Here is a 7,502-nt window from a genome sequence, read left to right as displayed (position 1 = left end):
CCCGCGAGCGGCTGGCCGGGCTGCCCGGCTGAGCCGCCGGCCCTCGGGCCGGGGGACGGCAGGAGCGGGCGACCCCGGTGGGACCGTGGTGGGTCACACCGGGGCGCACCGCCGCACGGCCGGTCGCGCGGCGGAACTAGACTCGCCCCGACCGGTAACCGCACGTCAGGAGGGTCCGTGCCCAAGCCCGACTCCGATGCCCTGGTGGCGTTGCGCGCCGTCGAGGACGAGCTCAACACCCGGTGGCCGGAGACGAAGATCGAGCCGTCGCTGGACCGCATCCGGGTGCTGCTGGACCTGCTGGGCGAACCGCAGCGTTCCTACCCGGTGCTGCACATCGCGGGCACGAACGGCAAGACCTCCACCGCCCGGATGCTCGACGCCCTGCTGACCCGGGTGGGGCTGCGCACCGGCCGCTACACCAGCCCCCACCTGCAACTGGCCACCGAGCGGATCAGCCTGGACGGGGCGCCGATCTCCCCCGAGCAGTACGTCGCCACCTACCGCGACATCGAGCCGTACGTGACGATGGTCGACGGGCGCAGCGAGATCCGGATGAGCAAGTTCGAGGTGCTCACCGGGATGGCGTTCGCCGCCTTCGCCGACGCGCCCGTGGACGCGGCCGTCGTCGAGGTCGGACTCGGGGGCAGCTGGGATGCCACCAACGTCGCCGACGGCACCGTGGCCGCCGTCACCCCCATCGCGCTCGACCACACCGAGTACCTGGGCACGGACCTCCTCGGCATCGCCAGGGAGAAGGCCGGCATCATCAAACCCGGGTCGGTCGCGGTGCTGGCCAAGCAGGAACCCGAGGTCACCCGGGTCCTGCTGGAACGCGCCGTCGAGGTGGACGCGGCGGTGGCCCGGGAGGACTCGGAGTTCGGCGTCCTCGAACGCACCCACGGCGTGGGTGGACAGATGCTGCGGTTGCAGGGGCTCGGCGGCGTGTACGAGGAGGTCTTCCTGCCCCTGCACGGGGCGCACCAGGCGCGGAACGCGGCGATGGCCCTCGCGATCGCCGAGGCGTTCTTCGGCGCCGGGCCGGAGCGGCAGCTGGACGTCGAGGCGGTGCGGGAGGGCTTTGCCGCCGTCAGCTCCCCGGGTCGGTTGGAGCCGGTCCGCTCCGCGCCGACCGTCCTGGTGGACGCGGCGCACAACCCGCACGGCGCGCAGGCGCTCACCGAGGCCGTCACGGCGGAGTTCGCGTTCCGCCGGCTGGTCGGCGTGGTGGGTGTGATGGACGACAAGGACGCCACCGGCATCCTCCAGGCGCTGGAACCGGTGCTCGAACACGTGGTGATCACCCAGACGAGCTCGCCGAGGGCGATGAGCGCGGAACGGCTCGCGGCCCTGGCCGAGGAGATCTTCGGGGTGGACGCCGTCACCGTCCAGCCCGCGTTGGACGTGGCGGTGGAGACCGCGATCGGCCTCGCCGAGGAGGTCTCCGAGCCGGACGAGCCGGTCGCGGGCGGTGGCGTGCTGGTGACGGGTTCCGTGGTCACCGCCGGTGAGGCTCGCGCGCTGTTGGGGAAGGAACCGACATGACCGACCAGTCCACGGCCGACGAGACCCGGCCCGGCCCGGAGGCGTCGTCCCCGGGCGCCTCGGGTGACGCGCCGGTTGCCTTCACACCACCCGCCAAGGACCCCTTCAAGAGCTTCCGGGGCGTCCTGGCCGGCACCCTGGTACTGGAGGCGATCGTCGTCGGCCTCGCCGTGCTCGTGGTCGACAACCTCGGCTCCGGAGTCGGCAGCGTCGGCGGCTGGCTGGTGGGTGGCCTCGCGGTCGCGATGGTCCTCGCCGCCGGCGTGCAGGGCCGGAGCTGGGGGCTGCCCGTGGCCCTCGCCCTCCAGGTCGCCATGATCTGCTCCGCGTTCGTCACCCCGGCCCTGGGGGCGCTCGGGCTCGTCTTCGGGCTGGTCTGGGTCGGCCTGCTGTGGATGCGGTGGGACGTCCAGCTGCGGATGAAGGAGGGCCGGCTTCCCGGCCAGCGGCCGGTGGGCGAGCACACCGACTGAAGCCCCGGCCGCCTGGCCGGTTCCCGTGCCACCCGACCCCGCCCGACAGCCGTCGGTCCGGTGGCACGGTGTGCGTCGGGCGCGGCAGTGCGCGGGGTCCGACCCCCGGGGTGCTTTCACGACCGAATTCGCGGATCCACTCGGAGAATGGCGGCACCGGTTCCCGCGTTCGGAGTAGGGAATCGGATTCTGATGGGTGCCGGTGCTCGGTTCGCGGTTCCGTGGTCCGAACGCTTCCCCACTCGCGTCGCCCTTCGGCGTCCGGGTTGGGGAATTCCTGGCCATGAACCGCGCCGCCGCGCCAGCGCACCCCCGTCGTGGCGAACCAGCCGCCCATCGACGTGCCTGAGCTCAGGCCTCCAGGGTGGAGCACCGGTCCCGGACCGGCGAGGCCTGGCGCGCGGTGTCGGTGCGTACCTGGCCCGCGAACCGCCTCCTCGCTGCGGGAACGGGAAGAGGTGCTGCGGGCGGCTTGCTGGCGGCGACGGAACGGCGTGGTCCTCGGGACAGCGTGGCCCCGTCGAGGACGCGGCCTGGGTCGACTGAGGGACGGCCGAACCACCGGGGCGTGACCCGGCCGTGGGCAATTCGACGTCGACTGGTGCGCCCAGGCGAGGTCGGTCCTTTTCCTGGGTGGGAATCCGGATCAACGACAACTGTCGGTGGGTTAGGATCTCGGCGGTTTCGTTTCGCCGTGACCCGGAGGGAAGAACCGCGATTGGACGGGCCGCGATGAGGTTTTCCGACGTCCACTTCTCCTACGGGAGGAAAAGGGTCCTGCGGGGCGTCGACTGGGAGTTGGGGCGGGGGATCAGCGGTCTCCTCGGGCCGAACGGATCGGGCAAGACGACGCTGATCTCCCTGGCCGTCGGCGCGCTGCCCGGCGGAGGTGGGATCACCGTCGGGGACGCGGGCACGTCGGGACCGAACGGCGGTGCCAGCCCGTCGCTGGGGTACGTCCCGCAGTCCTTCTCCCTCGTCCCCGGGATGTCCGTCCTCCAGACCGCCGCCTACGCGGCATGGGTGAACGGCGTCCAGCGTCGGGAGTGCGAGGACGCGGCCCGCCGGGCACTGGGACTGGTCGACCTCGGCGGCCGGGCCGGCGAGCGGGTCCGCGCCCTGTCCGGGGGCCAGCGGCAACGGCTGGGCATCGCCGCCGCCCTCGCCCACGAGCCGCGTGTCCTGGTCCTGGACGAACCCACCGTGGGTCTGGACCCGGCGCAACGGCTGCGGGTGCGGGAGGTGATCGCCGAGCTCGGTCAGGACCGGACGGTGCTGCTGGCCACGCACCTCGTGGAGGACATCGCCTACCTGTGCCGGCGGGTCGGCGTGCTGGTGGCCGGCCGCATCGTCTTCGACGGCACCGTCGAGGAGCTGACCGGGCTGTTCGAGGACGAGGCCCCCGAGGACGGCCGCGCGCTCGGCTCCGCCTTCGAACGCGGCTACGAGCGGCTGGTCCGGCGCTGGGGAGCGGGGGAGTGAACCGGCTGGCAGCCCTGTGGTGGCCCCTTCCGCCGGTCGTGCTGGTGTCCTCCGCCGCCCTGGTCGCGGCCTCGGTCGTCCTGTCGACCCGCTGGTTGTGGGACCAGCGGTTCCAGGAGTGGGTGGTCACGTCCTTCGAGGCCCACGAGCAGGTGTTGTGGGCGGCCGTGCTGGCGGCCGTGGTGAGCTGCTGGACGGCCACGCGTCTCACCCCGACCAGGATGCTGTTCGGCGGCGCGCACCACCCCCGTACCGGTTGGCCGGTCGTGCGCCGGCACCTCGCCGTCCTCAACGGGTGGTTCCTCCTCGGGTACGTGGTGGGCATCGCGCCCGCCCTCGTGCTCACCGCCACCCGGGCCCAGTACGGCGGTCCCGACGTGCTGGCCATCCTCGGCGGACCGCTGGGGATCGCGGCGGCCTCCGCCCTGGGCTACCTGTTCGGCGTGGTGGTCCCGGTGGCGCTGCTCTCGCCGGTCCCCGGCGTGGGCGTCTACCTGCTGTACTCCCAGTCGGCGGTCGCCAACGGGTGGACCGCGCTGCTGCCGCTCGTCCGGGTGTGGATCTCGCTGGGCAGGTCGGAGAACCCCGCCGTCACCGGCTACCGGGTGATCTTCCTGCTCACCGTGCTGGCGGCGTGCGCGGTGCTCAGCGCGGTGCTGCTCCGCGCGACGCGGCGGACGGCTCCGCGCGCGCTGGTGGCGGTGCTGGGTTGCCTCGCGCTGCCCGGCCTGCTCGCCGTCGTGCCCTTCGTCCGCACGCCGGCCCCGCTGGTCCACGACGCCGAACGCCCCCGGGTGTGCGCGGAGCGCGGGGACACCGAGTACTGCGTGCACGAGGGCCACGCCTCCGAGTTGGACCTCCTCGGGGCGGTCGGCGAGACGGCACTCGCGAGCCTCGGGGAATCGGTTCCCGCTCCCCGTCGGGTCTGGGACCTGGCCCTCGCCGGCCGTGGGGAGGACCCCGGGGTGGTGTGGGTCCAGCTCGATCCGGTCCTCCCCCTCGAGCCGGCAGTGGCTTCCACGCTGGCGGGCAGCATCGCCGGGGATGACGCCTGCCGGCAGCGCTACGGCGATCCCGGACCCGAGGAGGACTGGCCGGAGGCCGTGGCACTCGCCGACGACCTCCGGTGGCGGGTCGCCGCGCTGTTTCACGAGGAGTACGCCAGGGTGGATGGCCCGTTCGGCGAGCTCTCGGACGCGGAGCTGGTGCGGTGGTTGGCCGAGCACCAGCGCACGGTGGCCAGCTGCGAGCTGGGCCGGGAGGACCTGCCGTGACGGCGCTGCGCCTCGTGGTCCTCGCCCGCCGCCCCGGCCGGTGCCTGCTGGCGTTCGCGGTGTCGCTGCTGGGCGCGTTCCTCTTCTGGCGGGTGGCCGTGCACGTCGAACCCTTCAGCGCCAACCCCCGGCGGACCCTGCCCTACCCGGAGTTGGCCGGGGTCGTGACCGGGGCCGTGTTCGCCGGTCTGCTCGCTCCCGGGTTCTGGGAGTGGGAGCGCCTGGGCGGGGCGCGCAGCCGGGTCGTCGCGGGTGTGGTGGCGGCGCTGGGGTGCCTGGCGCCGCTGCCGGCCTTCCTGCTCGGCGTCGCCCAGGTGCCCGAGCGGTACCACGCGCTCACGCTGTGGTCGAACGTGCTGCTGTTCACCGCGCTCGCGTTCCTGCTGGCGGCGCTGGTCGGCCCGGCGGTGGGCGCCGCGGTGACGATCGGGTCGTTCCTGCTGGTGGTGCTGCTGACCAACGCCGCCCCGGCGGCGGTCGGGTGGCTGCCCGTGACGGCCCCCGAGGACCCGACGAGCCACCCGGTCGCGGCGCTCGCCCTGCTCGGCGTGGCGGTCGCCGCGCACGCGGCGACCTTCGGGTCCACCGGGTTCGCACGGCGGCTCAGCCGAGGCGCCGGCTAGCGGGTCCGCGTGGACCCCACCGAGCGCCGTTCCGCCGGGAGGACGAAAATGTGCGTCCGAACGGTGGAACATCGGTGCTCGGTCGAGAGGACGGGATGCGCGGTCGTCGCGTTCCCCGCCGGCCGGGCGGGAACGGGGCGGTGCCATGCGGGACGAACTCAAGGACAAGGTCGGTCTGGTCACCGGCGGGGCCTCCGGTATCGGCCGGGAGGTGGCCCTGCGGATGGCCGCGTCCGGGGCGACCGTCGTCGTCGCCGACCTGCGCGCGGAGGCCGCCCTGGAGGTGGCCGAGGAGATCAACGGTAGCGGCGGGCAGGCCAGCGGGATCGCCGTCGACGTGGCCGACCCCGCCTCGGCGGCGGCGATGGTGCAGCACGCCGTCACCACCCACGGGCGGCTCGACCTCGCCGTGAACAACGCGGGCATCGGCGGCGACAGCGGGGACGTCGCCTCGTACTCCACCGAGTCCTGGCGGCAGGTCCTCGCGGTGAACCTCGACGGCGTCTTCTACTGCCTGCGCGCCGAACTCGCCGCCATGCACGACGGTGGGGGCGGGTCGGTGGTCAACATGGCCTCGATCCTGGGCTCGGTGGGCTTCGCCAGCTCCCCCGCCTACGTGGCCGCCAAGCACGGCGTGGTGGGCCTGACCAAGAGCGCCGCCCTCGCCCACAGCGCGGAGGGGATCAGGGTGAACGCGGTCGGGCCCGGTTTCATCGAGACCCCGTTGCTGTCGCAGGCGGCCATGCCGGCGGAGGCCCGCGCCGCGCTGGTCTCGGCCCACGCCGCCCAACGGCTCGGCACCCCAGGGGAGGTCGCGGAACTGGTGGTCTTCCTGCTGTCGGACCGGGCCTCCTTCATCACCGGCAGTTACCACCTGGTGGACGGGGGCTACACCGCGCAGTGATCGGGGGACCCGTCGCGACCGGGGAGCGGGGAAACTGGTCACGCGCCGGCGGATGTCCTCGGTGGTGTGCCGCCCACCCGTGTCACCGTGGATCACGCCGCCTGACTAGCCTTCCCCCCAAACCGGACAACACCGTGCCGCCGTGCGCGGGCCGGACGTGGACACCCGTCCCGCCCGGTGGTGTGAACAACGAAAGCGAGTGGTCGTGAGCGAGCGCACCCTGGTTCTGGTCAAGCCCGACGGCGTCGAGCGTGGCCTGGTCGGCGAGGTCATCGCCCGCATCGAGCGCAAGGGGCTGCGGTTGGCCGCCCTGGAGCTGCGCACCGTCAGCCGTGAGGTCGCCGAGCAGCACTACGCCGAGCACGATGGCAAGCCCTTCTTCACCTCGCTGCTCGACTTCATCACCTCCGGCCCGGTCGTCGCCGCCGTCGTGGAGGGGCCGAGGGCGATCGCCGCGTTCCGGCAGCTCGCCGGCGGCACCGACCCGGTGGAGAAGGCGACGCCGGGCAGCCTGCGCGGCGACTTCGCGGTCGAGGTCGAGTCGAACCTGGTGCACGGTTCGGACTCCCCGGAGTCGGCCGCCCGGGAGATCAAGCTCTGGTTCCCCAACCTCTGAGAGGGACGTGACATGACCGACCGTGACCTCGACGACTCCTTCGTCTCCGGACCCCACCTGGTCAACCAGGTCCACCCCGGCCTGGTGGATGGCCTGACCGACCTGTGGGGGCGGGTGGGCGCCGCCGGGGGAGCGGTCGGCTTCACTCCCGAGAGCCCGCTGGACGAGGTGCGGGCCGCCGCCGAACGCGTCGTCGAGGCCGTGCGTGGCCGGCGGGAACAGCTGCTGACCCTCGGTCGGTCGGGCGTGCTGGTCGGGGCGGTCGTCCTCCGCCCGGACACCGGCCCGCTCGTCGCCCACCGGGGCCGCGTGCTCGACCTGATGGTCGACCCCGACCTCCAACGGCAGGGGTGGGGGCGTGTGCTGCTGGACGCGGTGGTGGCCCAGGCGACCGCGCAGGGGCTGCGCCGGCTGTTCCTCTCCGCCCGCGACGGCACCGGTCTCGACCGCTTCTACCGGGCGGCCGGGTGGACCGAGTGCGGGCGGGCACCGGAGGCGGTTCTGCTGCCCGACGGCTCCTACCGCGACGAACTCTGGTTCACCCGCCGGATCTGAGGGGCACGGCCGGCGGTGCCGGCCGCTGTC

General features: G+C 73.6%; 8 protein-coding genes. All 8 read left to right on the top strand.

Going from position 1 to position 7,502, the window contains the following annotated elements; all coding sequences use genetic code 11:
* The first annotated feature begins 177 nt into the window (after nucleotides 1-177).
* Nucleotides 178-1,545: a bifunctional tetrahydrofolate synthase/dihydrofolate synthase gene (folC, locus tag ACTIDRAF_RS0219385; RefSeq protein ID WP_016700382.1), complete on the top strand. Its 1,368-nt coding sequence runs from the start codon at nucleotides 178-180 to the stop codon at nucleotides 1,543-1,545.
* On the top strand, nucleotides 1,542-2,018 hold the full coding sequence (locus ACTIDRAF_RS0219380; RefSeq protein ID WP_016700381.1) for a DUF4233 domain-containing protein: 477 nt from the start codon (nucleotides 1,542-1,544) through the stop codon (nucleotides 2,016-2,018). The genes folC and ACTIDRAF_RS0219380 overlap by 4 nt, the downstream gene beginning before the upstream one ends.
* Nucleotides 2,019-2,750: 732 nt before the next feature.
* Nucleotides 2,751-3,500: an ABC transporter ATP-binding protein gene (locus tag ACTIDRAF_RS0219375; RefSeq protein WP_016700380.1), complete on the top strand. Its 750-nt coding sequence runs from the start codon at nucleotides 2,751-2,753 to the stop codon at nucleotides 3,498-3,500.
* Nucleotides 3,497-4,774, top strand: a complete 1,278-nt coding sequence (locus ACTIDRAF_RS0219370; protein ID WP_016700379.1) for a hypothetical protein — start codon at nucleotides 3,497-3,499, stop codon at nucleotides 4,772-4,774. The genes ACTIDRAF_RS0219375 and ACTIDRAF_RS0219370 overlap by 4 nt, the downstream gene beginning before the upstream one ends.
* Nucleotides 4,771-5,397 carry a hypothetical protein gene (locus ACTIDRAF_RS32115; RefSeq protein ID WP_016700378.1) on the top strand — a complete coding sequence of 209 codons (627 nt, stop codon included), beginning with the start codon at nucleotides 4,771-4,773 and terminating at the stop codon, nucleotides 5,395-5,397. Before ACTIDRAF_RS0219370 ends, ACTIDRAF_RS32115 begins: the two co-directional genes overlap by 4 nt.
* A 145-nt stretch (nucleotides 5,398-5,542) precedes the next feature.
* Entirely contained in the window at nucleotides 5,543-6,301 is a 759-nt protein-coding gene (locus tag ACTIDRAF_RS0219360) for an SDR family NAD(P)-dependent oxidoreductase (RefSeq protein ID WP_016700377.1), read from the top strand.
* Nucleotides 6,302-6,506: 205 nt separating this feature from the next.
* Nucleotides 6,507-6,917, top strand: a complete 411-nt coding sequence (ndk, locus tag ACTIDRAF_RS0219355) for a nucleoside-diphosphate kinase (protein ID WP_026066287.1) — start codon at nucleotides 6,507-6,509, stop codon at nucleotides 6,915-6,917.
* Nucleotides 6,918-6,929: 12 nt separating this feature from the next.
* Nucleotides 6,930-7,472 carry a GNAT family N-acetyltransferase gene (locus tag ACTIDRAF_RS0219350; RefSeq protein WP_016700375.1) on the top strand — a complete coding sequence of 181 codons (543 nt, stop codon included), beginning with the start codon at nucleotides 6,930-6,932 and terminating at the stop codon, nucleotides 7,470-7,472.
* The last annotated feature ends 30 nt before the right edge of the window (nucleotides 7,473-7,502 follow it).

The organism is Actinoalloteichus spitiensis RMV-1378 (genome assembly GCF_000239155.1).
GTDB classification, from domain to species: Bacteria; Actinomycetota; Actinomycetes; order Mycobacteriales; family Pseudonocardiaceae; genus Actinoalloteichus_B; species Actinoalloteichus_B spitiensis.
This window is presented reverse-complemented; position numbering and strand designations above follow the sequence as displayed.

Bases quoted from the DNA above. Each gene is read 5' to 3' on its own strand.
- ACTIDRAF_RS0219380 (WP_016700381.1), top strand. From the start codon at position 1,542: ATGACCGACCAGTCCACGGCCGACGAGACCCGGCCCGGCCCGGAGGCG.
- ACTIDRAF_RS0219375 (WP_016700380.1), top strand. From the start codon at position 2,751: ATGAGGTTTTCCGACGTCCACTTCTCCTACGGGAGGAAAAGGGTCCTG.
- ACTIDRAF_RS0219360 (WP_016700377.1), top strand. From the start codon at position 5,543: ATGCGGGACGAACTCAAGGACAAGGTCGGTCTGGTCACCGGCGGGGCC.
- ACTIDRAF_RS0219350 (WP_016700375.1), top strand. From the start codon at position 6,930: ATGACCGACCGTGACCTCGACGACTCCTTCGTCTCCGGACCCCACCTG.